The 26,779-nt window shown below is 68.6% G+C and carries 25 protein-coding genes; 8 read left to right on the top strand and 17 right to left on the bottom strand.

Annotated features, from left to right (window positions below; all coding sequences use genetic code 11):
* Positions 1–7: 7 nt before the first annotated feature.
* The 6 genes from HNQ73_RS00395 to HNQ73_RS00370 all read right to left on the bottom strand — a co-directional run bounded on the left by HNQ73_RS00395 (position 8) and on the right by HNQ73_RS00370 (position 6,562).
* Positions 8–1,381: an MBOAT family O-acyltransferase gene (locus HNQ73_RS00395; protein WP_183331151.1), complete on the bottom strand. Its 1,374-nt coding sequence runs from the start codon at positions 1,379–1,381 to the stop codon at positions 8–10.
* A 138-nt stretch (positions 1,382–1,519) separates the two neighbouring features.
* The gene (locus tag HNQ73_RS00390) at positions 1,520–2,539 is read right to left on the bottom strand and encodes a YcjF family protein (RefSeq protein WP_183331149.1); all 1,020 of its coding nucleotides are present in this window, start codon (positions 2,537–2,539) and stop codon (positions 1,520–1,522) included.
* A 4-nt stretch (positions 2,540–2,543) separates the two neighbouring features.
* Positions 2,544–3,989, bottom strand: a complete 1,446-nt coding sequence (locus tag HNQ73_RS00385) for a YcjX family GTP-binding protein (protein WP_183331147.1) — start codon at positions 3,987–3,989, stop codon at positions 2,544–2,546.
* Positions 3,990–4,016: 27 nt separating this feature from the next.
* A complete protein-coding gene (locus HNQ73_RS00380; protein ID WP_183331144.1) occupies positions 4,017–4,544 on the bottom strand; it encodes a SixA phosphatase family protein in 528 nt (175 codons plus the stop codon).
* A 59-nt stretch (positions 4,545–4,603) separates the two neighbouring features.
* Positions 4,604–5,620, bottom strand: coding sequence for a 4-hydroxyproline epimerase (locus HNQ73_RS00375; RefSeq protein WP_183331142.1), 1,017 nt, complete (start codon positions 5,618–5,620; stop codon positions 4,604–4,606).
* Between the two features lie 12 nt (positions 5,621–5,632).
* Positions 5,633–6,562: a dihydrodipicolinate synthase family protein gene (locus HNQ73_RS00370; protein ID WP_183331140.1), complete on the bottom strand. Its 930-nt coding sequence runs from the start codon at positions 6,560–6,562 to the stop codon at positions 5,633–5,635.
* Between the two features lie 75 nt (positions 6,563–6,637).
* On the opposite strand from HNQ73_RS00370, the gene HNQ73_RS00365 reads away from it, so the two are divergent.
* Entirely contained in the window at positions 6,638–7,336 is a 699-nt protein-coding gene (locus HNQ73_RS00365; protein ID WP_183331138.1) for a GntR family transcriptional regulator, read from the top strand.
* Between the two features lie 3 nt (positions 7,337–7,339).
* Here HNQ73_RS00365 and HNQ73_RS00360 read toward each other — a convergent pair whose 3' ends face one another.
* Complete coding sequence (locus HNQ73_RS00360) at positions 7,340–8,185, bottom strand: AAA family ATPase (protein WP_183331136.1); 846 nt, start codon at positions 8,183–8,185, stop codon at positions 7,340–7,342.
* Positions 8,186–8,274: 89 nt separating this feature from the next.
* Positions 8,275–8,751: an Lrp/AsnC family transcriptional regulator gene (locus HNQ73_RS00355; RefSeq protein WP_183331134.1), complete on the bottom strand. Its 477-nt coding sequence runs from the start codon at positions 8,749–8,751 to the stop codon at positions 8,275–8,277.
* A gap of 155 nt (positions 8,752–8,906) precedes the next feature.
* On the opposite strand from HNQ73_RS00355, the gene HNQ73_RS00350 reads away from it, so the two are divergent.
* The 4 genes from HNQ73_RS00350 to HNQ73_RS00335 all read left to right on the top strand — a co-directional run bounded on the left by HNQ73_RS00350 (position 8,907) and on the right by HNQ73_RS00335 (position 13,139).
* Positions 8,907–10,190 carry a cystathionine gamma-synthase family protein gene (locus HNQ73_RS00350; protein WP_183331132.1) on the top strand — a complete coding sequence of 428 codons (1,284 nt, stop codon included), beginning with the start codon at positions 8,907–8,909 and terminating at the stop codon, positions 10,188–10,190.
* A gap of 452 nt (positions 10,191–10,642) precedes the next feature.
* On the top strand, positions 10,643–11,197 hold the full coding sequence (locus tag HNQ73_RS00345) for a Spy/CpxP family protein refolding chaperone (protein WP_183331131.1): 555 nt from the start codon (positions 10,643–10,645) through the stop codon (positions 11,195–11,197).
* Between the two features lie 119 nt (positions 11,198–11,316).
* Positions 11,317–12,492, top strand: coding sequence for a vWA domain-containing protein (locus HNQ73_RS00340; RefSeq protein ID WP_183331129.1), 1,176 nt, complete (start codon positions 11,317–11,319; stop codon positions 12,490–12,492).
* Between the two features lie 41 nt (positions 12,493–12,533).
* The gene (locus HNQ73_RS00335; protein ID WP_183331127.1) at positions 12,534–13,139 is read left to right on the top strand and encodes a hypothetical protein; all 606 of its coding nucleotides are present in this window, start codon (positions 12,534–12,536) and stop codon (positions 13,137–13,139) included.
* A 6-nt stretch (positions 13,140–13,145) separates the two neighbouring features.
* Here the strand turns inward: HNQ73_RS00335 and HNQ73_RS00330 are convergent, their stop codons facing one another.
* Entirely contained in the window at positions 13,146–13,583 is a 438-nt protein-coding gene (locus tag HNQ73_RS00330) for a universal stress protein (protein WP_183331125.1), read from the bottom strand.
* 219 nt (positions 13,584–13,802) lie between these two features.
* Here HNQ73_RS00330 and HNQ73_RS00325 point away from each other — a divergent pair, with 219 nt between their 5' ends.
* Entirely contained in the window at positions 13,803–14,675 is an 873-nt protein-coding gene (locus HNQ73_RS00325) for an AraC family transcriptional regulator (protein ID WP_183331123.1), read from the top strand.
* A 12-nt stretch (positions 14,676–14,687) separates the two neighbouring features.
* Here the strand turns inward: HNQ73_RS00325 and HNQ73_RS00320 are convergent, their stop codons facing one another.
* Both HNQ73_RS00320 and HNQ73_RS00315 read right to left on the bottom strand, forming a co-directional pair.
* Entirely contained in the window at positions 14,688–15,008 is a 321-nt protein-coding gene (locus HNQ73_RS00320; RefSeq protein ID WP_183331121.1) for a 2Fe-2S iron-sulfur cluster-binding protein, read from the bottom strand.
* 93 nt (positions 15,009–15,101) lie between these two features.
* Positions 15,102–15,470 carry an Hpt domain-containing protein gene (locus HNQ73_RS00315; RefSeq protein ID WP_183331119.1) on the bottom strand — a complete coding sequence of 123 codons (369 nt, stop codon included), beginning with the start codon at positions 15,468–15,470 and terminating at the stop codon, positions 15,102–15,104.
* Between the two features lie 336 nt (positions 15,471–15,806).
* Here HNQ73_RS00315 and HNQ73_RS00310 point away from each other — a divergent pair, with 336 nt between their 5' ends.
* Positions 15,807–21,377 (top strand): apolipoprotein A-IV repeat region-like domain-containing protein, encoded by a 5,571-nt coding sequence (locus HNQ73_RS00310; protein ID WP_183331118.1) that lies wholly within the window; start codon positions 15,807–15,809, stop codon positions 21,375–21,377.
* Positions 21,378–21,703: 326 nt separating this feature from the next.
* On the opposite strand, the gene HNQ73_RS00305 is transcribed toward HNQ73_RS00310, so the two are convergent.
* Positions 21,704–21,991 carry a helix-turn-helix domain-containing protein gene (locus tag HNQ73_RS00305; protein WP_183331116.1) on the bottom strand — a complete coding sequence of 96 codons (288 nt, stop codon included), beginning with the start codon at positions 21,989–21,991 and terminating at the stop codon, positions 21,704–21,706.
* Entirely contained in the window at positions 21,988–22,317 is a 330-nt protein-coding gene (locus HNQ73_RS00300; protein ID WP_183331114.1) for a type II toxin-antitoxin system RelE/ParE family toxin, read from the bottom strand. The genes HNQ73_RS00305 and HNQ73_RS00300 overlap by 4 nt, the downstream gene beginning before the upstream one ends.
* Before the next feature lie 121 nt (positions 22,318–22,438).
* On the opposite strand from HNQ73_RS00300, the gene HNQ73_RS00295 reads away from it, so the two are divergent.
* Positions 22,439–22,903: an AraC family transcriptional regulator gene (locus tag HNQ73_RS00295; RefSeq protein WP_183331112.1), complete on the top strand. Its 465-nt coding sequence runs from the start codon at positions 22,439–22,441 to the stop codon at positions 22,901–22,903.
* Positions 22,904–22,912: 9 nt separating this feature from the next.
* On the opposite strand, the gene HNQ73_RS00290 is transcribed toward HNQ73_RS00295, so the two are convergent.
* Genes HNQ73_RS00290 through HNQ73_RS00275 form a run of 4 tightly spaced genes read right to left on the bottom strand, consistent with a single transcriptional unit; the run spans position 22,913 to position 26,615 of the window.
* Positions 22,913–23,527 carry an ABC-type transport auxiliary lipoprotein family protein gene (locus tag HNQ73_RS00290; RefSeq protein WP_210304886.1) on the bottom strand — a complete coding sequence of 205 codons (615 nt, stop codon included), beginning with the start codon at positions 23,525–23,527 and terminating at the stop codon, positions 22,913–22,915.
* Position 23,528: 1 nt separating this feature from the next.
* A complete protein-coding gene (locus HNQ73_RS00285) occupies positions 23,529–24,641 on the bottom strand; it encodes an MlaD family protein (protein ID WP_183331108.1) in 1,113 nt (370 codons plus the stop codon).
* A gap of 19 nt (positions 24,642–24,660) precedes the next feature.
* Positions 24,661–25,461: an ABC transporter ATP-binding protein gene (locus tag HNQ73_RS00280; protein WP_183331106.1), complete on the bottom strand. Its 801-nt coding sequence runs from the start codon at positions 25,459–25,461 to the stop codon at positions 24,661–24,663.
* Between the two features lie 2 nt (positions 25,462–25,463).
* The gene (locus tag HNQ73_RS00275; protein WP_244649829.1) at positions 25,464–26,615 is read right to left on the bottom strand and encodes an ABC transporter permease; all 1,152 of its coding nucleotides are present in this window, start codon (positions 26,613–26,615) and stop codon (positions 25,464–25,466) included.
* Between the last annotated feature and the right edge of the window lie 164 nt (positions 26,616–26,779).

The raw sequence follows: 26,779 nt of genomic DNA, 5'->3' as shown, positions 1-26,779 counted from the left end.
ACCAGCGTCAGAACTGGAAGTAGATGAACTCGTAGTTGGCATCGTCGCCGATCTTGAGAAGGATGACCACAAAGAGGATGGCGAAGGCCACCGCGAGCCAGCGGTTCGGCGGCAGGCGGTGGACAGCCGCCCAGGCGGTCGGCCCGATCATGGCGACGAGCGCCGCCACCACCAGCGCACGCCACTTGAAGCCCGAGCCAAAGGGCGCGAAGCCGAACATCGCCTCGTAGAGCCGCATCGCCGCCTCGAAACTCGTGGCGCGAAAGAGCACCCACGTCAGCGCCACGAACAGGAAGGTGAGCGCCCAGCCGACCACGGCCGGCATTACCACGCCAGTGCGCCGCCAGAGCACACCAGCGCAGAGCCCCAGGCCGTGGGCGATGCCCCAGACGACGAAGGTGAGGCCTGCCCCGTGCCACAGGCCGCCGAGCGTCATGGTGGCGAGCAGTGCAAAGAGCTGGACGGCGAGGCCGTGCCGGTTGCCGCCGAAGGGGATGTAGAGGTAGTCACGCAGGAAGCGCGACAGTGTCATGTGCCAGCGGCGCCAGAAGTCCTGCAGCGAAACGGCCCGGTAGGGTACCTCAAAGTTCTGCGGCAGCACCACGCCGAACATCAGGCCGATGCCCAGCGCCATATCGGTGTAGCCCGAGAAGTCGAAATAGATCTGGAAGGTGAAGGCGAGCGTTCCCTGCCAGGCCTGCAGCGTGGTGAGCCCACCGCCATTCGCCGCTGCCTCGAAGACCGGGTTGGCGTAGCCCGCCAGCGGATCGCCGATCAGCACCTTCTTGGCGAGGCCGATCGTAAGCAGCATCAACCCCTGCGCGAAGCGCTGGGCAGCGTCGCTGCGCAGATAGGGCCGCTCGTCGAGCTGGTGCATCAGCTCGGTCCAGCGCACCAGCGGTCCGGCCAGCACCTGCGGGAAGAAGCCGATGTAAAGCCCGTAGCGGATGAGATCGAACCGCGGCGCCCGTCCAGCCCTCAGATCCACGAGATACATCACATGGTGGAAGGTGAAGAAGGAGATGCCGAGGGGCAGCGCGAACTCGTAGCGCGGCAGGCCGAGCCCGGCGGCCGCATTGGCAAGGTCCGCGAAGAACGCGGCATACTTGAAGATGCCGAGCACCGTCAGGTTGGCGACGATGGCGGCGACGATGAGCGCGGTGACGCGCGTCCGCACGAAGAGCTGCGCCATCGTCCAGTTGATGAGGATCGACAGCGCCAGGAGCGGAATGAAGCGCACGTCCCAGTAGCCGTAGAAGACGAAGGACAGGACGAGCAACAGCGGCAGCCGAACGGCCGGCGCGAATCGCTCGGCGAGCCAGTGCAGGCCGAGCGCCAGCGGCAGGAACGCCAGAAGAAACGCGAAGGAATTGAACAGCATTGATGGGTGCCCACAGCCGCTGACATGCGCCGGCGCAGCCGGGAAGCTGCACGATCGGCATTGCGAAGCGCACCCCTTGTCGAAGATCGCCCCCCCGACGTCAATGCGCCTGGGGCCACGATCCGGCGGCGCGGGCTGTCATGGCGTTTCCGGCGGCTTGGCCGCCGAACGGTCGAACAAACTCGAGGCCACGTCCCCGAGAACCGGTGGATCGAGCACCGTGAATGGCAACGGCCGGCAGACGGCGATGGCGGAAAGGCCCACGCGCGCCGTCAGGAGACCGTTGACCACGCCCTCCCCCAGCTTGGCCGAGACGCGGGCGGCGAGCCCGAGTCCCATCACCTGCTGCAACAGGCTGTCCCCCATGGCGATGCCGCTCGTCAGCGTGAGATGCGAGAGCACGTTGCCGGCGAGGCGCAGGAAGCCGAGCGTGCCCGGCCGCCCGCCGTAAAGGGCGGCGATGCAGCGCATGAGCCGCATGGCGGAATAGAGCACGAAGGCGACATCGACGATGGCGCGCGGGCTGAGAGCCGTGACGACGGAGACCTGCTGCGCCGCCTCCGCCACCAGCCGCCGCGCCCGCCTGTCGAGCGGCGCGAGCAGCTCCCGCTCGGCGAGGCCCACGAGTTCGGGCGCGTCGATGACGGCGTCACCGAGGTCGGCGAGGCGGCCGCGGGCACGCGCCGTCTCCGGCCGGCGCGCATAGAGGGCGGCGACTTCGGCCACGAGCCGGCGCGCACCCGCCTCGTCTTTCTCGACGAGCACGCGCGCGGCCTCCTTCTGCAGACCCTCGATGCGCCTCTCGCGCAGCATGCCGAGCCCCTCGCGCGCGACGATGCCGAGAAGGCCGGCGAGCGCGAGCACCGCAAGGCCGAGGGCGAGCCAGCCGAGGGCGGGATAGCTCTCCATGAGATCCCGCACGAGGCGCTCGACACCAAGCCCGAGGGCCAGCAGCAGCAGCCCCCCGAGAGCGGAGAGGAGCATGCCGAGCCACGGTGGGCGCCAGCGCCGGGGCGGGCGCGACACCACCGCCTCTTCCTCGGCGATCGCCTCCTCGGGCTCGGGCTCCACCACGAGGCCGGGAGACAGCTCGATCGCTCGCCGCTCGCGGTCGGGCGGCAGCTCGTCGAGGCGGAAGGCGCGCGGTCCCTTGCTCATGTCGTCAGGCCAGTCGATCACCGATGAGGAATTCGAGCGCCCGGTCGAGGCGGATGTGCGGCAGCGGCGGCATGCGGCCGGCGGCATCGGCCGTCCGCAGCGGCGGGCGGAAGCGCGGAAAGCGCAGGCTGCCGGGCGCCACCGCGCCGGAGAAGATGGCCTTCGGGTCGTCCGGCAGCTCGCCGGGGAAGATGGCAGCCTCGGTGCGGCCGTCGAATACCTCGTCCCCCACGCGCTCGCCCGCGCAGGGCACGCCGACGATGGCGGGCAGCCGCTCGCCGCCCTCGCGCACGCTTGCCTCGCGCGTCGCGCGCACGGAGGCGAGCGCCAGCGTGTCGACGCGCGCGCCCGCGCCTTCCGAGCGGCGGATGGCCCGCTCCACAAGGAGCCGAAGGATGGCGTCGAGCCGCGCGTGGTCGCTGCGATGCAGGTGGTCGGCCTTGGTGGCGGCGAAGAGCACCCTGTCGATGCGCGGGGCAAAGAGGCTGCTGACGAGCGTGTTGCGGCCGGCCCGGAAGGCATGGAGCACCTGGTCGAGCGCGGCTTCGAGCTCGCCCACCGCCCGCGCGCCGGCATCGAGCGCCGCCAGCACGTCAACAAGCACGATCTGCCGGTCGAGCCGCGAGAAATGCTCGCGGAAAAAGGGCCGCGCCACGCGGTTCTTGTAGGCCTCGAAACGCCGCTCCATCTGGCCCGCCAGGCTCGACGGCGCGTAGGCCATGCCGGGCGGCAGGTCGAGCGGGGCGAAGGTCAGCGCCGGCGAGCCGGCGAGGTCGCCCGGCATCAGGAAGCGGCCAGGCGGCGTGGTCGCCACAGCCTCGGGGCCGGCCCGAAGGGCCGAGAGATAGGCCTTGAAGAGGTCGCTGGCCGTGACCATCTCGGCCTCGACGGCCGGCTTGTCCGGCGCGAGCGTCGCCAGATGCGCATGCCAGGCGGCCGCAAGCGGCGCCCGCTCCGGCCGCCGGCTCGCCTCCAGCGTCGCGCGCGACCATTCGGCATAGGAGAGGTCCAGCAGACCGAGATCGAGCAGCCACTCGCCCGGATAGTCGACGATGTCGAGCGCCAGCGTCGCCGGGCCGGAGCGCCAGCCGGGCGGGCGCTCGTAATCGATCTCGATGCGCAGCTCGGAGATGCGGTTGGTCGACTGCGGCCACTGCCGGTCGGGGCCGGTCATCGCCGCCAGATGCTCCTCGTAGGCGAAGCGCGGCACCGTGTCGTCCGGCTGCGGCGCCAGCCGCGCGCGGCGGATGCGCCCTTCGGCCGAGGCGCGGAACACGGGCATGGGCGTGACGTTGGTGAGGTGGTGCACCAGCGCCGTGGTGAAGACGGTCTTGCCCGAGCGCGCGAGGCCGGTGACGCCGAGGCGCAGCGTCGGCCGCACCGCACCTGCCGCATAGTCCGCGAAGCTCTTCAGGGCATCGACGGCACCTTCGAGGAAGGGCGGCGGCATCAGGCGCGCTCCGCGTCCGTGCCGGCTTCAGTCCTCATCCTCGCCCCCGATCATCTTCGGCGTGATGAAGCGGTCGAGCCGCCCGCCCTGCTCGGCCACATCCGCCCAGGAATCGATGGCGAAATCGATCACCGCGAGAGCGGCCGTCGGAAACTTCTGGCGCAGGTGGGCGAAGGCATAGCGGTCGCCGTGGCCGACGAGCCGCACGGCAAGATCGGCAAAACCCGGATTGTGGCCGACGACGAGCAAGGTGCGCACATCTGGGCCCGTCTCCCTGACGACGGCGAGGATGGCGTCGGTCTTCGCCTCGTAGATGCGCTGCTCGTCGCGCTTCGCCACCACTTCGGCGAAGGCGGCAGCCACGAGATCCCACGTCTCCTGCGTGCGCCGCGCCGTCGAGACGATGGCAAGGTCCGGCACCAGGTGCTCGCCGGCGAGGTAACGGCCCATGAGCGGCGCAGCCTCACGCCCGCGCGGGGCGAGCGGCCGCTCGTGGTCGGCCATGCCGGCGGGCCAGGCGGATTTGGCGTGACGAAGGAGCATGAGGCGAAGCATGGCGCCAAGCTAGGCATCCCGGCCCGGCCACGCAAGGGCGGCGCCCCGCACCTTCCGTCTCAGCCGATGCCGTCCACCACCTGGAAGCCGTGGGCGAAGGGGTCGCGGTCGTCGATGACGATGGTGTTGAAGCCGGTAACACGCGCCCAGCCTTCGATGGAGGGAACGATGGCATCGCGCCCGCCAACCGTCGCCCGCCCCTCGATGCGGCCGTAGAACGTCGAGCCGATGATGCTCTCGTGCACGAAGACGTCCCCCTCGCGCAGGGCGCCGCGCGCGGCAAGCTGCGCCATGCGCGCCGACGTGCCGGTACCGCAGGGCGAGCGGTCGATGGCCTTGTCGCCGTAGAACACGGCGTTGCGCGCGGTGCCCTCAGGCGACTTCGGCCGTCCGGTCCACATCACGTGCGTCAGCCGGTCGATGGCCGGGTTCTCCGGATGGGCGATGCGGTGGCGGGCGTTGAAATCCTGCCTGAGTTTCGGGCTCCAGCGCACAATGTCGGACGGGTTCACCTCGGAGAGGTCGCCATAGCCCTCCTGCGGCTCGACGATGGCGTAGAAGTTGCCGCCGTAGGCCACATCCACCTTGAGCGGCCCGAGCCCCTCGACCTCCACGTCATAGCCCGTGCCGAGCAGGAAGGACGGCACGTTGGTGATGCGCACGCGCTCGATGAAGGGGCCGTTCTCCACATAGCGCGCCTCAACCAGGCCGGCCGGCGTGTCGAGCCGCAGCACGCCCGGCGTCCTCGGTCGCACGAGGCCGTTCTCGAGCGCGATGGTGACGGTGCCGATGGTGCCATGGCCGCACATGGGCAGGCAGCCCGAGGTCTCGATGAAGAGGATGCCGACGTCGCAGTCCTCCCGCGTCGGCGGGTAGAGGATGGCGCCCGACATCATGTCGTGCCCGCGCGGCTCGAACATCAGGCCGGTGCGGATGAAGTCGTACTCGGCCAGAAAATGCTGCCGGCGGGCGAACATGGTCTCGCCCTCGAGCCGGGGGATGCTGCCGCCGGCGACGACCCGGACGGGATTGCCGCAGGTGTGCCCGTCGATGCAGAAGAAGGTGTGGCGCGCCATGCTCCGCCCCCGTCAGGCCGCACTCTTCAGCCCGACGTCCGGCAGCGCCGGGCGCGTGGCGAGCGCCTTGCGCATGATGTCCTCGACCGAGCGACGCTCCTCCCCGGTCAGCGGCAGCCGCGGCGGACGCGTGAGGGCCGAGCCGCGGCCCATGATCTCCTCGCACAGCTTGATGCACTGGACGAGATCGGGCCGGGCGTCGAGGTGGAGCAGCGGCATGAACCAGTCGTAGAGCGGCCGCAGCTCCTCGAAGCGCCCGGCGCGCGCGAGGCGGAACAGCGTCTCGCCCTCGCGCGGGAAGGCGTTGGACATGCCCGACACCCAGCCGGCGGCGCCCAGCATCACGCTCTCCACCACCACGTCATCGAGCCCCGCAAAGAGCACGAAGCGGTCGCCGACCATGTTGCGCATGTCGGTGAAGCGGCGCGTGTCGCCGGAGGAATCCTTGATGCAGACGATGGTGTCACAATCGGCCAGCGACGCGAGAATGTCGGGCGTGACGTCGTTCTTGTAGATCGGCGGGTTGTTGTAGACCATCACCGGCAGATCGGTGGCCGTGGCGACGCCGCGGAAATGCGCCGCCGTCTCGTGGGGCTTGGCCGAATAGACGAGCGCCGGCATTACCATGATGCCGTCGAGCCCGACGCGCGCCGCCTCGCGCGCCGTCTCGATGGCGAAGGCCGTCGTGAACTCGGCAACGCCGGCGATGACCGGCACGCGCCCCTGCGCCACATCCTTCGCCGCCTCCATCACCGCCACCTTCTCGGCACGCGAGAGCGAGGTGTTCTCGCCCACGGTGCCGCAGACGATGAGGCCGGAGACGCCATCCTCGATCAGCCCGGCCATCACCCTGCGCGTCGCCTCGATGTCGAGGCTGAAGTCCGGGCGGAACTGCGTGGTGACTGCGGGAAACACGCCTTCCCAACCGATGCGCGCTGCCATGGCCGTTCTCCGGATACAGATTGCCACGAATTGTAGATTGTATAAAATCAACCCTGTCAAGCACGCATGGATTCGATGGACACCACCCTCACCTTCCCACTCCGCAAGACCGTCCAGCATCGCACCATCGCCGCCGCCGTTGCGGCCGAGCTGCGCAGGCGCATCCTCGACGGGGAGATCCCGGCCGGCAGCCAGCTGAGGCAGGATGCGCTCGCGGCCGAGTTCGCTGTCAGCCGCATCCCCGTGCGCGAGGCGCTGATGCAGCTTGAGGCCGAGGGGCTGGTGAAGATCCACCCGCACCGGGGCGCCGTGGTGCCGGAACTGTCGCTTACCGAGATCGACGAGCTGTTCGAGCTGCGCCTGCTGCTGGAGCCACGCCTCCTCGCCGCCTCGGCCCCGCGCCTGACCGACGGCGACTACACGCGCCTCAACGACATCCTGGACGAATACGGCGACGAGCTGCGCGCCCGGCACGTGAGCCGCTGGGGCGAGCTCAACCGCGCCTTCCACCTCTTGCTCTACAGCCGGGCGGACAAGCCGCGCACCGCCAGCATCGTCGCCAACCTCCTGCAGGATTGTGACCGGCACACGCGCCTGCAACTCACCCTGACGGGCGGGATGGAGCGGGCCGAGGCCGAGCATGCGGAGCTCGTCCGGCTCTGCCGCGCGGGGCGTATCGACGAGGCCTGCGAGCTGCTGCGCGCCCACATCGAGAACGTCGGCCGCGCGCTGCGCCGCTTCCTGGAACAGCGCGGGCCGGCAAAGGGCGGCTGAGACCTACCGCCCCTCGCGCCGGTTCATGAAGGCCAGCTTCTCGAAGAGGCCCACATCCTGCTCGTTCTTGAGGAGCGCGCCGTAGAGCGGCGGGATGAGCTTGCGCGCATCGCGCTCGCGCAAGGTTTCGGCGTCGATGTCCTCGGCCATGAGGAGCTTCAGCCAGTCGAGAAGCTCGGAGGTCGAGGGCTTCTTCTTGAGGCCAGGCACCTCGCGGATGTCGAAGAAGAGGCGCAGTGCCTCCTCGACGAGGCGCTTCTTGATGCCGGGATAGTGCACCTCGACGATGCGGGCCATCGTTTCCCGGTCGGGAAAGCGGATGTAGTGGAAGAAGCAGCGGCGCAGGAAGGCGTCCGGCAGCTCCTTCTCGTTGTTGGAGGTGATGATAACGATAGGCCGCTGGCGCGCCCGCACGGTCTCGCCCGTCTCGTAGACGTGGAACTCCATGCGGTCGATCTCGAGCAGCAGGTCGTTGGGAAACTCGATGTCGGCCTTGTCGATCTCGTCGATGAGCAGCACAGGCCGCCTTTCCGACACGAAGGCCTCCCACAGCTTTCCGCGCTTGATGTAGTTGGAGATGTCGGAAACGCGCGGGTCACCCAGCTGGCTGTCGCGCAGGCGCGAGACGGCATCGTATTCATAGAGCCCCTGCTGCGCCTTGGTGGTGGACTTGACATGCCAGGTGATGAGCGGCGCGCCAAGGGCCCGCGCGATCTCCTCGGCGAGCACGGTCTTGCCCGTGCCGGGCTCGCCCTTCACGAGGAGCGGGCGCTCCAGCACGATGGCCGCATTGACCGCGACTTTGAGATCCTCGGTGGCCACATAGGTATCGGTGCCGTCGAAGCGCATGTCGTCTCCTGAAAGCGAGGGGCGCTGCCGCGCCGGCGACAGTACGGAGCCGAGGGTGGCAGGGCAAGCGGCCCGAGACTGCCATTGCCCTAGCCCGTGACTTCCGGGAAAACGGCGCCCTCCTTCACGATGCCCATCACGAAGTTCGATTCGATGGCGGCGATGCACTTGAGGCGCGTCAGCCGCGTCTTGACGAAGCGCTCGTAGGCCTCGATGCCCTCCCCCACGACATGCAACAGATAATCCTGCGTGCCTGTCATCAGATAGCAGGCGCTCACCTCATCCCAGCCGGCCACCGCCTGCTCGAAGGCAGCGATCTCCTCCTCGTTCTGCCGCGTCAGCCGCACCGAGACGAAGACAGTCACGGGCAGGCCATAGGCCTTCTGGTCGACCCTGGCGGAATAGCCACGGATGACGCCGGCCCCTTCCAGCCGCCGCAGGCGCCTGAGGCACGGCGACGGCGAAAGGCCAACGCGCTCCGACAGTTCCTGGTTCGTCATGCGCCCATTGGCCTGGAGCAGGCGCAGCATGCGCCGGTCCGTCGCATCGAGCGATATCTGCCCCATTTCGCCTCCCTTTCGGCAGTTTCTGCCCCGGCAAGCACATTTGCGCGATCCGATTGGCCGAGCAATGCCAAAGGGCGCACACTACCGTCAGGACAGCTCCGCCAGGTCCGCACGACCGGCGGGACGGGCACCGCCAATCGAGGGAAACCCGTGTCATGGCATCGTCTGACTATCACAAGGACCGGATCGGCAATCACAGGCTCCATCCCGAGACGCTGATGCTCGGCTACGGCTACGACCCCGCCCTCTCGGAAGGGGCGGTGAAGCAGCCGGTCTTCCTGACCTCCACCTTCGTCTTCCGCTCGGCAGAGGAAGGACGCGACTTCTTCGACTTCACCGCCGGCCGGCGCGAGCCGGAACCCGGCACCGAGCCGGGCCTCGTCTATTCGCGCTTCAACCATCCCAACAGCGAGATCGTCGAGGACCGCCTCGCCATCTTCGAGGGCGCGGAAACGGGCGCCATCTTCTCAAGCGGCATGTCCGCCATCGCCACGACGCTGCTCACCTTTGCCCGGCCCGGCGACGTCATCCTGCACTCGCAGCCGCTCTATGGCGGCACCGAGACGCTGATCGGCCGGACGCTGAAGCCCTTCGGCATCGAGGCGGTCGGCTTCATCGACGGTGTCGACGAGGCGGCCGTGCGCGCAGCGGCCGAGGCGGCGATGGCGAAGGGCCGCGTCAGCGTCGTCTTCGTCGAGACGCCGTCGAACCCGCTCAACAGCCTCGTCGACCTCGCGCTCGTGCGCCGCATCGCCGACGAGATCGGCGCGAAGCAGGGCCACCGCCCGGTCGTCGCCTGCGACAACACGCTGCTCGGGCCGCTCTTCCAGAAGCCGCTGGCCCACGGCATGGACCTGTCGGTCTACTCGCTGACAAAATACGTCGGCGGCCATTCCGACCTGGTGGCCGGCGCGGTGCTGGGCCGGCGAGAGCTGGTCAAGCCCATCAAGCTGCTGCGCGGGGCCATCGGCACCCAGCTCGACCCGCATTCGGCCTGGATGATCGCCCGCTCGCTGGAGACGCTCACCCTGCGCATGAGCGCCGCCTGCCGCAATGCCGAAGCCGTCACCGCCTTCCTCTCCGGCCACGAGAAGGTGGCCCGTGTCTACTACCCGACGCTGCTGCCTGCCGACAGTCCGGCCCGGCGCGTCTTCGAGCGCCAATGCGATGCCGGCGGCACCACCTTCTCCTTCGACATCCGCGGCGGCGAGCCGGCAGCCTTCCGCTTCCTCAACACGTTGCGCATCTTCAAGCTGGCCGTCAGCCTCGGCGGCACGGAATCGCTCGTCTGCCATCCAGCAACCACCGTCCATTCCGGCGTGCCGAAGGAGACGCGCGAGCGGATCGGCATCAGCGACGCCACCATCCGCATGTCGATCGGTATCGAGCATCCGGAAGACCTCATCGCCGACCTGACGCAGGCACTCGCGGCGGCCTAGCAGAAGCGGAAACGGTCCGCGCCTCGGGCGTTCCCGGGGCGCACCATTTGCCGCTGCCTCTACCATGGTGACGAGACGGCCTACGGCACCTATCGGCAGATGGTCTTCCAGCAGAATCTCGCCGACGAGCAGCAGATGACGGCGATGATGAACCAGCAGGCCGCGATGAGCTGGGACTGGGGCGTGTGGGGCCCGGGCTGGTACTGAGACGAGCGGGCACAGGACCGGCGCCACCCCAGCATAGATTGCGACAGTTCAAGCACGCGGCAGCGCTTATCACTTCATAAATCCTTATTATCGATGCTGTTTAATATTCAATACATAACAAATATCACGCGATGAACGGATATTCATATTCGTAAACGCTCCGATAACAGAAACATTGCAGAAGTTTAATTTGAAATCGGCCGTCGCGGGAGCCATCTTTGGTCCACATCGAATGGAGGACCACGATGAACAAAGCGATTGTTGCAGCGGCTCTTGCGGCGGGCGTTGCCCTCACTCCCCTCATGGCCGTGGCCCAGGGCAGCCAGCCGGGCGCCGGCCCGCGTGCGGAGCACGCCGAGAAGCGCGGGCCCCGCTTCAGCGAAGCCGACCGTGCGGCGTTTCTTGACGCGCGCATCGCAGGCCTCAAGGCCGGCCTCAAGCTCACGTCGGAGCAGGAGAAGCACTGGCCGACGCTCGAGACCGCCCTGCGCGACATGGCCAAGGACCGCGCCGAGGCGATGAAGAAGTTCCGCGAGAACCGTGCGGAGCGCAAGCAGCGCCCCGGTGCCATCGAGCGCCTCGAGATGCGGGCGGACTTCATGGAGAAGCGCGCCGCCGAGATGAAGAAGCTCGCCGAGGCGGCCAAGCCGCTCTATGACAGCCTCGACGAGGCGCAGAAGGGCCGCTTCGACGTGCTGATGCGCGCCGGCATGGGCCCCGGCCATGGCCCCCGCGTTCGCCACGCCGGTTTCCACCACCGCGGCGCCCCGCCGGCTCCCCCGGCCCAGCAGCAGCAGTAATGCGCCCGGCGCCGACCGGACGTTTCGAGACCCCTCGACCCAGCACCTCGGCCGCCGGCATGCCGGCGGCCTTTTTTCATGCCGTCGCGCAGCGCCGCGAGCCCTGCTAGATTGCCGGCATGTTCCTCGACTTCTTCACCGCGCTGCGTGCCGCATCGATTCCCGTCACGTTGCGGGAATACCTCACCCTGCTCGGCGCCCTGGAGGCCGACCTCGCCAACAAGAAGGTGGAGGATTTCTACTATCTCGCCCGCACCTGTCTGGTGAAGGACGAGCGCAACCTCGACAAGTTCGACCGCGTCTTCGCCGCCGTCTTCAAGGGCGTCGAAACGCTGGGCCCTGCCCTGGAAAAGGCCGACATTCCCGAGGAGTGGCTGCGCAGGCTCGCCGAGCGCTACCTCACTGAGGAGGAGAAGCGGCAGGTCGAGGCCATGGGCTGGGACAAGCTGTTCGAGACGCTGCGCCAGCGCCTCGCCGAGCAGAAGGAGCGCCACCAGGGCGGCAACAAGTGGATTGGCACCGCCGGCACCTCTCCCTATGGGGCCTACGGCTACAATCCCGAGGGCATCCGTATCGGCCAGGAGGGCAACCGCAACTTCCGGGCCGTGAAGGTGTGGGATAGGCGCGAGTTCAGGGATCTCGACGACACCGTCGAGCTCGGCACGCGCAACATCAAGGTGGCGCTGCGGCGTCTGCGCCGCTTCGCGCGCACGGGCGCGCCGGAGGTGCTCGACCTCGAAGACACCATCCGCGCCACCGCCCACAAGGGCTATCTCGACGTCAAGCTGGTGCCGGAGCGGCGCAATGCGGTGAAGGTGCTGCTGTTCCTCGACGTCGGCGGCTCGATGGACTGGCACATCGAGAAGGCGGAGGAGCTGTTCTCCGCCGCGCGGGCCGAATTCAAACACTTCGACCACTTCTATTTCCACAACTGCCCGTATGAGCGGCTGTGGAAGGAGAACCGCCGCCGCTTCGAGGAGACGCTTCCCACCCTCGACGTCATCCGCACCTTCCCGTCGGACTATCGTGCCGTCTTCGTCGGCGACGCCTCGATGAGCCCCTACGAGATCGCCATGCCCGGCGGCTCGGTGGAGCACTGGAACGAGGAACCCGGCGCCGTGTGGCTGCAGCGCCTCTTCACCCAGTTCCCCAAGAGCGTGTGGCTCAACCCGGTGCCCGAGGAGCGCTGGGGCTACACCCGCTCCATTGGCATGGTGCGCGAGCTGATCGGCGGCCGCATGTTCCCGCTGACGCTCGACGGCATCGAAAGGGCAATGCGCGCGCTGCTGCGTTGACCGGCACTTGCCAGCGCGCCCGCCTTCGCCAACAAGACAGCATGCAGCATCAGGACGACATCGCGGAAGAGACCGGGCCCCAGGCCAGCCCCGTCTATCGCCAGAAGCCCCGCCCCGTGGGCTTCGAGGTCATCTACCGGCTTGAGGACGACCGGCTGGTCGTCGACACGGGCCGGCGCGTGGACACCATCCCGCTCTCGGCCATCACGCAGGTTCGGCTGACCTTCGAATCGAAGACGGCAGTGCGCGAGGTCTATCGCACGACACTGCGCATCGCGGGCGGGCGCAGCCTGTCACTCACCAATGTCGACAGGTCCGGGCTTTCCGGCGCCCGGACGCAGAACGGCGCCTACACGGCATTCGTGCGCGCCCTCGTCGCGGCGGTGGCGAAGGCCAATCCGGGCGTCACCATCCGCTGCGGGCGCTCCCACGTGGCCTGGCTGCTCCTGGCGGCCATCGGCATCGGCACGGTTGTCGGCGTGGCCGCCTTCTCCTATCAGGCCGTGAGCCAGGGGGCGGGCACGGCGGCCCTTCTTGGCCTTCTGGTGCTCGCCCTTGCCTGCTGGCAGCTCATGCCGCTCATCCTGCGCAACCGCCCGCGACCGGCGACCGCGGACGATCTGCCGGCCGACCTGCTGCCGGGCTGACGCGGGTCAGCCCGCCTGGTTCTCGCGCACCACCAGCACCGAGCAGGGCGCGTGGCGGACGATGGTGGAGGCGTTGGAGCCGAGAAGATAGGTCGCCATGGCCGGGCGGTGGGAGCCGACGATGATGAGGTCGGCCTTCATCTTCGCCGCCTCCTCGAGCACCTCGTTGTAGACGGCGCCCATGTGGACGACGGAGGAGATGCGCTCGTTCGGCAGCGGCACGGAATCGGCAAGCTCCTTCAGCTTGGCCTCGCAGTCGGCCTGCTGCTCGGCGTCGAAGTCCGGCGGCACGAACTCCATGAAGGTCACGGGAAGGATCGAGCGCACATAGATCAGGCGCACCTCGCCGCCGGACGCATTGGCAAAGGCCACCGCCTTGTCGATGGCCGCGCGCGAGACCTCGACCTCCGCGAGATCGACCGGCACCAGGATGGACTTGAACATCGGAACCCCCTTGTCATCGAGACGGTGAAACCTATGCGCCCAGCCTCGCTGCGGCGTTGATCGAGGTCAACCGCCGCCGGACACGGGCAAGACCGGTTTCGGCCGCCTGCAACGCAGGCCGGCCGGCACGGAAAATGCGCAACGCCGATCAAGCCGCAGCCGCTAGTCTCCACGGGCGCCGGCAGACCGGGCTGGAGCAACGGGAGCAGGACAACGGACATGATCGGTCGCAAATCGCACACACGCCTCAGCTATGCCGAGCGCATCGCGCGGGTTGCGGCGCATATCGCCGCCAACCTCGACAGCGACCTGTCGCTTGAGCGGCTTGCGGGCATCGCCTGCCTGTCTCCCTACCACTTCCACCGCATCTACCGGGCGATGACGGGCGAGACAACGGCGGAGACAGCGCGGCGCCTGCGACTGCACCGAGCCGCCCACAGCCTCGTGGCCTCGCACGATCCCATCGCCCGCATCGCCGCCCGTGCAGGCTACAGCAGCGTCGCGGCCTTCACGCGCGCCTTCGCCGCCTCCTACGGCCTTGGCCCGGCGACCTACCGGCGTCGCGGCAGCCTGCTGCCGGATGCAGAACCGCTCCATGAGAAGGATGAACCCATGAGCAGCCCCTGGACCGTCTCCGTGCAGCCCATGCCGGCGCTGTGCCTCGCCGCCATCCGCCACATCGGCCCCTACATCGAGATCGGCCGGGCGTTTGACCGCCTGATGCCCTGGGCCGCGGCGCGCGGCCTTCTCGGCCCCGAGACCTTGGGCGTCGGCGTCTTCCATGACGATCCCGCCAGCGTCCCGGCGAAGGAGCTGAGGTCCGATGCCGGCATCACCGTCGCTCCGGAGGTGGAGGGCGACGGCGATGTCGGCATCCTGCCCATCGCCGCGGGCCAGCATGCCGTGCTGCGCCACGTCGGCCCCTATGCCGAGCTGGAGAAAGCCTACGACTGGCTCTACTGCGCCTGGCTGCCGACGAGCGGATACGAGCCGGCCGACCGCCCGGCCTACGAGATCTACCGCAACAACCCGCGCGACGTGCCGGCGCGGGATCTCGTCACCGACATCTGCCTGCCGCTGGCCGGGGGCTGAAAGGAGGAGCGGTCAGCCCTGCCGCTCGGGCGTGCGCACCACGAGGCCGTCAAGCTCCGGCCGCACCCGAATCTGGCAGGACAGGCGCGAGTTCGGCCTGACGTCGAAGGCGAAGTCGAGCATATCCTCTTCCATCGGCTCCGGTTCGCCCACCACCGCGCGCCAGGCCTCATCCACGTAGACGTGGCACGTGGCACAGGAACAGGCGCCGCCGCATTCGGCATCGATGCCGGGCACGCCGTTGCGGATGGCCGTTTCCATCACTGTGGAGCCGACCTCCGCCTCCACAGTGCGGGCGACGTCAGCGGCATCGATGAAGGTGATCTTGGGCATGCCCCAGCTCCGTGGCGTTTTCGGCCCTCTTTAGAACATTTGGAGGCGATGTGAACACCGGCACCGCGTCGCAGGCCTGCAGGAGCGCTCCGGTCAGGCGCGGGCCAGGAACGCGGCAAGGGCGGCGTCGCATTCGGCCGCGGCCGCCTCCAGCGATGCCAGGAGTTCGTCGAGCCCCGCCGTCTCCCCGCCTTCGGCAAGCCGCCGCAGGCCGGCCTCCATCTTCCTCGCCGCCTCGGCGAGCGGGCGGGCGCCGATGGAGAGCGAGGCGCCCTTCAGCGTATGGGCCGCCTCATAGCGCAGCATGGCCTCGCCCCCGCCGGTGATGACGGCCATCTGCGCCTTGAGCTGGTCGCGGAAGAGCTGGGCCACCTCGCGCATCAGGGCACGGTCGCCGGCGGCCTGGCGCAGCAGGAACTCCTCGTCGAAGGGCGAAGCCGCCCCGTCCGTCTCGCCAGACATCGTCTGTCCTCGCCTCGCCGTCCATCCGGCAGCACGGGTGATCGGGCCTGTCCACACCTAAGAGAGCCGCTTGCCGCCCGCCCCGTCAACCACGCCACTCTCCCGCCATAAGTCCTTGACCTATCAAATGGTAAACAAGGCGTTAACGAAACATTCAAGTGGCCTTCCGGTCGGGTTTCTTTCGCCTGAGCCGAACGATAGACTGTTTGGTAAATGGCGGTCCATGCGGCCGGGCGGTCTTGCGCGAGCGAGGAGGCCCCGTCCGCCGCAAGGCGCCGTTGCCGGCAACCGGCAACGGCGGCGGACCGGTGGTGTGGCGTGAGTGAGGCGGCGATCATGGCCAAGGACAATCAGGCAAAGGACCCGACCGAGGCAGCCCTGTCGGCTATCGAGCAGGCACTGAACCTGACGGCCCTCGACAGCCGGGCAGCGACGGCGCGCAAACTGCCCGATCCGGCGGAGGAGCCGCGCCTGCCCGCGATCGACGAAGAAGCCTTCTTCGCCTCCGTCACCGGCGCTTCGGCAGAGAAGCCCGCCGACAAGCCGGCCGACAAGCCGGCGGAAGCTGCCCCCGCCATGCCCAAGGCGAGCCCGCTCCCGCCGTCCAAGCCTTCCCTCAAGATGCCGGCAGCGAAGCCCGGCGCCAAAGACACCGCGCCTGCCACGGACGACGAGAAGCCGATGAGCGCCCGCCCCGCCGAGAAAAACGCCGCACGCGACGCCACCGCGCGCCCGGCCGGCCAGAAGCCGGCCGGCGTCGTCGCGCCCGACCCCTCCCGCGTTGCCAACGACGACAAGGAGACGGTCGGCGCCCTGCTGCAGGCCCTGCAGGCCCGCCCCTCGCCCCGTGCCTACTGGCTTGCCACCCTCGCCTCGCTCGTGTGGCTCGGCCTCACCGGCGCGGGCATCTGGCAGCGCTATGACCTCGGCACGACAGGCATCGAGGGGGCCATCGGCGCGATCGGCGCCGTCGAGGGCGCCCTGCTCGCCCTGACGGTCTTCGGCCCCGTCGTGCTGTTCTTCGTGCTCGCGACGCTGCACACGAGGGCCCAGGAGATGCGCCTCGTCGCGCGCGCCATGACGGGCGTCGCCGTGCGCCTCGCCCAGCCCGAGAATCTTGCCGCCGATTCGGTCGTGAACCTCTCGCAGGCTGTGCGCCGCGAGGTGGCCGCGATGGGCGACGGCCTCGAGCGCGCCCTCGCCCGCGCCGGCGAGCTGGAGACGCTCGTGCGCACCGAGATCTCGACGCTCGAGCGCGCCTATGGCGACAACGAGATTCGCATCCGCTCGCTGCTCGACGAGCTAGTCGCCCAGCGCGAGGCCATCATCAGCAATGGCGAGCGGGTGAAGGCCGCCATCTCCGGCGCTCACCAGAACTTCGCCCAGGAGCTGGAGAACGCCAGCCGCGCCCTCGCCGAAGCGGTTGCCGCCGCCGGCTCCCGCGTCACCGAGCAGCTCGGCTCCAAGGGCGAGCAGATCACGCTCGCGCTCGGCCGCGCCGGCGATCGCATGATCGACGAGATCACCTCGCGTGGCGGCGAACTGGTTGAACGCCTCGGCTCCACGAGCGACGCCGTCGGCGCCCGCCTTGCCAGCGCCAGCGCGGACGTGACCGCGACACTCGACGGCAAGGCCCGCGAGATCACCGAGGCCATCGAGCGCACCGGCCAGGTGCTGACAACCGGCCTCAACCAAGGCGCGGCCGAGCTCACCCGGACGCTTGCCGAGACCGGCACGAGCGTCGCCGAGCAGATCGCCCAGCGGGCCATGGAGGTCAACGAGACCCTGCGCTCCACGGGCGAGACGCTCAGCGTCGCCATCGGCGCCCGCGGCGAGGAGGTGACCCAGCGCATCGAGATCACCGGCCGCGAGATCGCCGAAACCATCGCTTCGCGCGGCGAAGGTCTGGCGGTGCGCCTGGCCGAGACCGGCGAGCGCATCCACGAGGTCATCAACGTCAATGGCCGCGCCCTCGAGCAGACGCTGGCCGAGACGGGTGACCGCCTCGCCAGCCTCATCGAGGAGCGCACCAGCACCGCCCGCACTGTCTTCGCGCAGAGCGCGACGGAGCTGGAGACGACGCTCACCAGCACCAGCGAGCGCATGGCCGCCCTCATCGCCGAGCGCGCCAACGCCGCCTGCAGCTTCTTCGAGGACGGCGCCCAGGCGCTGGAGATGACCCTCAACGCGGCGGGCGAGCGCATCGCCGGCCTCGTCGAGGAGCGTACCAACGTCGCCCGCGAACTGTTCGAGAACAGCACCCGCGCACTCGACGAATCCCTCTCCAGCTCCGGTGAACGCCTCGCCGCCCTGCTCGAGAGCCGCTCGGACGAGGTGCGCCGCGCCTTCGAGAACGGCACCCAGACTATCGACCGCAGCCTCGCCAACACCAGCGAGCAGCTGTCCGGCCTGCTGGAGAGCCGCGCCGAGAGCATCCGCCTGGCCTTCGAGAACGGCACCCGCACGCTCGACGAGTCCCTTTCCGGCACCGGCGAGCGCCTTGCCGGTCTCATCGAGACGCGCGCCGAAGCCGTGCGCTCCGTTTTCGAGAACGGCACGCGCGGCATCGAGGAGAGCCTCCAGACGGTGGGCGATCACCTCGCCTCGCTCGTCGAGGATCGCACCAATCTCGTGCGCTCGACCTTCGAGGAGAGCGCCCGCGCGCTTGAGACCACGCTGTCGACGACCGGCACGCACGTGGCCTCGCTGCTCGAGGAGCGCACGGCGAGCGCCCGCGTCACCTTCGAGGAGAGCGCGCGCAAGCTCGCCGAGGAGTTCGCCGGCCGCACGACCGAGCTGCGCGACATGCTCGCGAGCCAGACGGACGAGACCCGCGCCCTCATGGCCGGCACCGGCAAGGATGTCGTGCTCGCCATCGCTACCCAGGCTGCGCGCGTCAACGAGGCCCTGGCGCGCAACGCCGAGGCGCTGGCCGAGACCATCGACACCCGCGGCCGCCTCGTCGACGAGAAGCTGGGCGAGCGCCTCGCCGCCTTCGAGAAGACGATGGAAACGGGCGGCGACAAGCTCGAGATGACGCTCTACGCCCGCCTCTCGGCCTTCGAGGAGACCATCGAGAAGCGCGCCCTCAGCCTGGACAACACGCTCAACGCGCGTCTGTCCGCCTTCGAGAACGCCATCGAGAGCCGGGCGGTCAGCCTCGACAACACGCTCGACACGCGCCTGTCGGCCTTCGAGAACGCCATCGAGAGCCGCACCTCGGCCCTCGACGCGAGCCTGTCCGAGAAGCTGTCCAGCTTCGAGCGCACGGTGGACGAGCGCGCCGGCTCTCTCGACGAGACCCTGTCGGCCCGTCTTGGTGCATTCCAGCAGCTCGTCGAGAGCGGCGCCCGCACCCTCGATGCCACCCTCGGCGCGCGCCTTGCCGCCCTCGAGGAGACCATCGAGCAGCGCGGCCACCGGCTTGATGCGGCGCTGTCCATGCGCCTCGCCGGCTTCGAGGATGTCATCGTCACCAAGGGCCAGGCGCTCGCCGAGCGTATCGCCAACGACACCTCCAGCTTCACGACGACCGTCACGGCGCGCCTTGCCGAAGTCGAGAACCTGCTGGCGACCCACGGTACCCGCCTGGCCGAGGCGCTCGCCGAGCGTACCAAGGAGGCCGGCGACCTCATGGAGGCGCACATCGCGCGCTTCGAGGAGCGTGCGGCCACTAAGAGCCAGGAGATTGCCAAGTCGCTCGACGGGCTCATCGTCCGCATTGACGACAATCTCGGCACCCGCGCCAATGCCCTCAACGACGCCCTCGTGGAGCGCACGAAGGAGATCGCCCGCGTCATGGCCGAGGGCGGCCGCGACGTCACCCAGGCGCTCGCCGCCAAGGTCGACGAGATCAGCGGCGTCATCACCGAGAAGAGCGCGCAGCTCACCGAGGTGCTCTCCGGCAAGGCGCAGGAGATCAACGAGACGCTCGGCGGCCGAGCCCTCGACATCGCCGCGACGCTCGACCAGCGCGTCGCCCGCTTCGAGGAGCGGGTCGTCGATCGGCTCGACACCGTCAGCGCCACGCTCGACGAGCGCGGCCAGGCGATTTCCGAGAACCTTGCGGCCCGCGCCGAGGCCATCAACGCCACCCTCGGCAACCGTGCGCAGGAGCTGGAACGCCTGTTTGACGAGAAGGGCCTCGGCCTTGTCGGCGCCCTCGCCGACCGTGGCGAGAGCATCGCCCGCGAGGTTGCCTCGGTGGGCGAGGCGGTGGTGCGCACGCTCGAGACGCGCGGCCGCTCCATCGTGGAGGCGGTGCAGGAGCGTTCGCAGGAGCTCACCGAGCTGTTCGGCTCGTCGAGCGAGTCGCTGCGCCGTGTCATCGAGGACGGCACCAGCCGCTCCATCGAGACGCTGATGTCGACCAACGATCGCCTCAAGGGCGAGCTGTCAGGCGTGCTCGACCGCCTGTCCGAGGCCAACCGCCTGCTGCAGCAGATGGCAGCCAGCGCCAGCGCCAACCTCGCCCAGGTCGAGGACGGCCTGTCGAGCCGCGTCGGCGAGCTGCAGGAAGTGCTCGGCGCAGTGCGGGAGGAGACCGGTCGCGCGGCGAACGACGTCGCAGCCCAGGTGGAGGCGCTGCGCGCCATCTCCGGCCAGACGCTGTCGCAGGCCGCCAGCCTCGCCGAGAAGCTTGGCCAGCAGGGCCGGGCGGTCGCCGAGATCACGAACGAGCACATCAAGGCCATCTCCGAGGCGACCCGCCTGCTCGAGGGCGTGGAATCGCGCATCGGCGTTGCCCTCGACGAGCGCCGCCAGACGCTCGAGAACCTTGTGTCGCTGGTCGGCGAGCGCGCCGACGACATGGAATCGATCACCCGTTCCTTCAGTGCCCTCCTCTCCGAGACGCTGCAGGAGGCGGAGCGCAAGGCGCGCCAGATCGGCTCCGTGCTGGCCGAGAACGCCCAGTCGGCCACCCAGGCCATCGGCGAGCAGTTCGACCTCATCCGCACGACGACCGGCAAGGAGCGCGAGCGTACGGCCGCCGCCCTGCGCCAGGCCTACGAGCAGGTCATCGCCGAGATGAGCCAGGGCCTCGCCCAGGCGACCGAGCGCTTCCACTCCGTCGCCAACGAGATGCGCGGCATGACCGCCCGCATCCACGAGGAGCTGGAGGCGACCCGAAACGAGCTGAAGCGCGGCGTGATCGAGATGCCGCGTGAGACGCAGGAGACGACCGCCGCCATGCGCCGTGTCGTCGCCGACCAGATCAAGGCGCTCAACGAGCTGACCGAGATCGTCACCCGCTCGGGCCGCGCCGTCGACGTGGTGGAGGCCGCGCAGCCGCGCCGCCCGGCCCCGGCCGAGCGCCCCACCATCGAACGCCCGGTTGCGCCGGCGCCGCGGCCCCAGCCGGCACCGCAGGCCGCCCAGCCCGCGCCGCAGCCGGCGCCGCGCCCGGCCGCCCCTGCCCCGCAGCGTGAGGCTGCGCCGCAGCAGAGCGGCTCGCGCGGCTGGCTGTCGGATCTCCTCGTGCGCGCCTCGCGCGACGAGGGCGAGGCGGCGAAGCCCGCGGCCCCCGCCGCCCAGACGGCCGCCGCGCCCGCCAACCAGCGCCGCACCATCGAGCTGCTCGATTCCATCTCGGTCGATATCGCCCGGATGATCGATCACGATGCCGCGGTGGAGCTGTGGGACCGCTACAAGCGGGGCGAGCGCAACGTGTTCACCCGCAGGCTCTACACCCTGCAGGGGCAGCAGACCTTCGAGGAGATCCGCCGCAAGTACCGTCAGGACGCAGAGTTCCGCGAAACGGTGGACCGCTACATTGACGAGTTCGAGCGCCTGCTCGCCGAGGTCTCGCGCCAGGACCGTGACTCGATGATGGCCAAGACCTACCTCACCTCGGAGACGGGCAAGGTTTACACCATGCTCGCCCACGCCACCGGCCGCTTCGAGTGACCGCAAGCAAGGAATGAAGGAAAAGGGGCGCGGCTCATACGGCCGCGCCCTTTGCTTTTGGGGCCTTGCCGGCAGCGCCGGCTTTCCACCCGCGGATGTATGGGCCGGCAAGGTGTGGGAAGGACAGCGATGGCGACACCTTGAAGATCATCTACGGGCGGGAAGAGACGCTGCCGGTTGGAGCGTTCCGGCAGGTGCTCGAGGCGTCTGCCTCGGCGCCATGGACGCCCTCTGCTTTGGCGCTCACAGACCGGCTGCCATGTCGGCCTCTGCCGATCGTTGGAGGCAATCGAAGCGGTTGAACCCGATCGTCCGGTTATGCGTTCTCAGGCGGGGTCCAGCTCGCGAAGGTGCAATTCGACATGCAGACCCGCGGCGGCTGCCATGTTCACGAGCGAATCCAGCCCGAACAGGTTGATCTTGCCGCGCAGCAGATCCGAGATGCGTGGCTGAGTGACGCCCAGGCGGCGGGCCGCCTCGGTCTGCGACCATCCCTTGGCGCGGATGTGCTGTTCAAGCGCCATCATGAGGGACGAGCGCAGCTTCATGTTCTCGGCCTCTGCCGCCGTGTTCTCGATGGCGTCCCAAACGCTGGAGAAGGTCTTCTGGTTCATTTGCCTAACTCCCTTACGAGATCGGCGTAACGTTTGGCCGCCACATCGAGGTCCACTCTGCTGGTCTTTTGGGTTTTCTTCTGAAAGCAGTGCAGCACGTACACCGCGCTGCGGAACTTGGCGACGTAGATCACCCGGAACGCGCCCGCCTCGTCCCGAATCCGAATTTCCTGCACACCGGGCCAAATCGTGTTCATGGGCCTCCAGTCGGACGGCTCCAGACCGCACTGCACCCTATGAAGCTGGTAGCCAGTGTCCCGCCGCGCCGACTCGGGAAAGGCCCGCAGGTCAGAAAGGCTCGTACCCCGGAAGGCAAGCGGCTTCATGAAGCACCTATACAAAATCTTGTATAGACGGTCAAATCGCGAATGATGCGGTATGGCTCCCGTAATCTTTCGGCCCTAGGCAAAACGTTCGCATCGACTGTCAGGCCCGGAAGGAGCCGTCATGTATCCTGTCCAGATTCGCGAACTCTCCCCCGTCAGGGTCGTGGCGATCCGCCATGTGGGCCCCTACGAGGCTGCCGATGCCGCCCTGGAGCGGCTCTGGGACTGGCTGCGCGAACGCGGCCCCATTCCGGCCGGCCTGCGCGTGTTCAGCATCTATCACGACGATCCGGCGCTGGTGCCGGCGGACCGCCTGCGCTGCGACGCAGCGATGTACATCGGCCCGGACGTCAAGAGCGACGACGTCGTCACGGTCCGCGAGATTCCCGGCGGATGCCACGCCGTGCTGATGCTGGAAGGCCCCTACTCGCGCGTGCCGCAGGCCACGCGCTGGCTCATCGAGACATGGTTGCCGCGGAACGGGCAGCGCGCTGCGCGAGCCCCGTTCAACGAATATCTAAACGATCCGCAGGCGGTGCCGCCGACGGCTCTGCGCACCGACATTTGCTTGCCGCTCGTGGGATGAGAGAAGCCGTCAGGCCCGCGCGGGGGACCAGCGCACGATCTGCAGCAGCACCGACGACAACGCCTCGTCGAGCGCGCGGGCCGCGTTGGGACCGGTGATGCCGTTGACCGGCACGCGCGCCGAAAAGAGCCTGGCCGAGACCACGCGGCCGCTGAGCGTCTCGATGAGGCGCGCCGAGATCTCGACCACCGCCTCCGAGGAGGCGCTCGATATCTCGAAGTGGCGGATCTCGGTGCCGAGGGCATAGTTGGCGACAACCCCCTCGCCCGGGCGCGCCACGCGGCCGAGGCGGCTGCCGTTCTCGAAGGTCTGGATCAGGCGCGTCTGCACCAGCTTGGGCAGCCGGTCAGCCCACTGCACGCCTTCGAGCTGGGAGACGGAGCCGTCCGACCCTTTCACGATGATCGCGTTGCCATCGAGCGTCTGCAACGCCAGCGGCTCGGTGACGATGAGCTGGTCGCCGCCGATGCGGGCTGCACCCGTCACCTCCCGCGGCGCGGAAAGATCGAAGGTGGCGGGCGCCGGCCCGGAGCAGCCCGCGAGGACGAAGGCCGCCGCGAGCAGCGCGCAGGCGCCGGGACGAACGGAGCCGCCGAAGGAAGCGGCAGACGATCTGCGGTTCATGTCAGCGACCACTGTAGGCTGGCAATCCCGGCTTGCTGCCGAAGATGAACTGCTGGGGGTTGCGCTCGACGCTGCGCAGCACACGGTTGATCTCGCTCAGGGTGCGGCGGCCCTCTGTCGCCAGCGCCTCGTAATCGCGCAGGCCGGGGCCGGTGAAGCGGCTGATACCCGCCGTGATCTCGGCCGTGCGCTTGTCGAGATTGTCGGCCAGCACACGGATGGAACGGGCAGCCTCCGCCACCTCCTGGAACGCCCCCTTGCCTTCGGGCGAGGACAGGAAGCCCTCGGCGGCGGCAAGGACACCGTCGACACGGCCGGCTGCCGCTTCGAGCTGCCTGGAGATGGAAGCGATGTCCTTCAGCGTCGACTCGATGTCGCCGCTGGAGTTGCCGAGCGCCGCCGTGAAGCGGTCGACATTGTCGACAATGCGCGTGACCCTCTCCGGGGGAACCGCCTTCACCACCTCGTCGAGATCGGCCGCGAGAGTCTCCAGCCTCTTCGACAGGTCGGCCGCGTTGGCGAGCAGCCGCTCAATGCCCGGCGCATTGTCGGCGAGAGCCTTGGAGAACCGCTCGACATTCTGCACCGTGCGGGTGATCGGGTCCTCGGCCTGGCCCACGATACGGTCGAACTTCGTCAGCACGTCGTCCGCCTTGCCCGCGAGGCGCTGCGCCGTCTCCAGGAGATCCTGGAAATCCGAGCGATCCGCGAAGATCGTCGGCAGCGGCTGGCCGGGCCCAGCCTCCAGCCGCGGCGCGTCGGGGTTGCCGCCGGTGAGCTGGATGTTGGCGACACCAGTCAGGCCCTGGTACTCAAGCCGGGCCTTCGTGTCAGTGTTGATCGGAGTCGAGCGGTCGACGTCGATGAGCGCCACGACGCGGCGCGGATCCTCGGGCAGGAGCTCGATAGTGGACACCTCACCGACCCTGAGGCCGTTGAAGAGCACGAGCGAGCCCCGCGACAGGCCGGAGACGGAGCCGGAGAAGATGACGCGGTAGCTCACGCGGTTGGCGCGCACGTCCGCCCCGGCGAACCAGTAGACGAACAGGAACGCGCCAGCGATCACCGCCAGCGTGAACAAACCGATCAGAGCATAGTTCGCCCGTGTCTCCATGCCGCCTGTTGTCTCTTTCTCACTCGGCCATCACGGCGCGGGCTCTCTTGCCGTGGAAATAGGCTTTCACCCAGGGATGATCGGAGGCGAGCATGTCCTCGATCGTGCCCGACGCGATGATTCGGCCCTCCCCGAGAGCCGCGATACGGTCGCAGACCGAATGAAGGCTGTCGAGGTCGTGGGTTACCATGAAAACCGTAAGCCCCAAAGTCTTCTGCAGGGTGGCGATGAGGTCGTCGAAGTCGCCCGCCCCGATCGGATCGAGGCCGGAGGTCGGCTCGTCGAGGAAGACGATCTCGGGATCGAGGGCGAGCGCGCGCGCGAGCGCCGCACGCTTGATCATACCGCCCGACAGATCCGAGGGATACTTGTCCGCCGCGTCGGGGCTGAGGCCCACCATCTCGATCTTGAGCATGGCGAGCTCCTCGAGCAGCCGGTCGGACATGTCGAGGTACTCGCGCATCGGCACCTGAACGTTCTGCTTCACCGTCAGCGAGGAGAACAGCGCTCCGTGCTGGAACAGCACGCCCCAGCGCCGCTCGATCGCCCTGCGCGAGGCGGGGTTGAGACCGTCGAGATCCTCGCCGAATACCTCGATGGTGCCGGCCCGCTTCGGCACAAGGCCGAGAATGGCGCGCGTCAGGACCGACTTGCCCGTGCCGGAAGCACCGACGAAACCGAGGATCTCGCCGCGATAGACGTCGAGATCGAGCCCCTTCATGATCGTCCTCTCACCGAAGCCGACCTCAAGCCCGCGCACGCGAATGACAACCTCGCGCTCGTCCGCGCTTCTGAGCGGTGTGTGGGGTGCGTCGTCCATGGTCAGTAATTGATGGCCGCGAAGAACATGGCGAAGAGGCCGTCGACCACGATCACCATGAAGATGGATTTCACCACCGAGGAGGTGACCTGCCGGCCGAGCGACTCGGCGGAGCCCTGCACCGCCAACCCCTCGAGCGAGGCAATGAGGCCGATCACCAGCGCCATGAAGGGCGCCTTGATGATGCCGACGAGGAAGGTGGAGAGCGCGATCGCGCCCTGCAAGCGGGCGAGGAAGATCTCCGGGCTGATGCCGCCGTAGAACCAGGAGACGAGCCCGCCGCCGAGCAGCGCCGACATCATCGACAGGAAGGTCAGCAGCGGCAGGCTGACGATGAGCGCCAGGATGCGGGGCACGATCAGCACCTGCACGGGGTCGAGCCCCATCACACGCAGCGCGTCCACCTCCTCGCGCATCTTCATCGAGCCAATCTCGGCCGTGAAGGCGCTGCCCGAGCGGCCGGCGATCATGATGGAGGTGAGGAGCACCGCCAGCTCGCGCAGCACGAGGATGCCGATGAGGTCGACGACAAAGGGAGTCGCGCCGAAGCGCTGCAACTGGAAGATGCCCTGCTGGGCAACGATGGCGCCGACGAGGAACGAGATCAGCGCGATGATGGGCACGCCGCGGAAGGCGATGAACTCCAGCTGGTGCACCAGCGCGGGGAAGCGGAAGCGGCGCGGGTTGATGAGCACCGCGAACAGCGCCACCATGACCTCGCCGAGAAAGCTCACGCCGCGCACGAAATCCTTGCCCGCGTCGACGACCGCGCGGCCGACATCGGCGAGAAAGTCGACAACGCGCGAAGTCTTCACGCGCGTGGGCTCCTGGAAGCCACGATAGGCGATCTCGTCGAGCAGCGTCTGATGCTCCGGCCGGGCGCCGACGAAATCGGCCGGTTGCCCCCGGTCGCCCAGCTCGTGCCGCGTGCGGTCGAGAACCCAGGCACCGAGCGTGTCGAGCCGCTCGACCGCAGCTAGGTCGATGCGCACGCTGCCGCCGCCGCGGGTCGCCTCGAGGATCATGGCAGCGAGCCGCTCGACCTCGGCGGCATGGGGGGCTGTCCAGCGCCCGGACACGACGAGAAGCACGTCGCCGCCGTGCTCCTCGACAGTGATCGCCGGACCGGAATTCATCGCCTCGATGCCTGCCATGCCTCGCCCAGGGTGCATTCCCGTTGAATCCGGGGCCGTGATACCGCGCCGGAACGGTGACTGTCGACAAATGCACCGCCGAATTCCAGCCCGCAGGTCGCCGGACGTGCCTTGCGACGGCGGTTGTGGCTTTATCGCAACCCTGCCGGGTTCTCGCAGGGGAT

Origin of the sequence: Chelatococcus composti, from assembly GCF_014201415.1 — a bacterium.
GTDB lineage: Bacteria > Pseudomonadota > Alphaproteobacteria > Rhizobiales > Beijerinckiaceae > Chelatococcus_A > Chelatococcus_A composti.
This window is presented reverse-complemented; position numbering and strand designations above follow the sequence as displayed.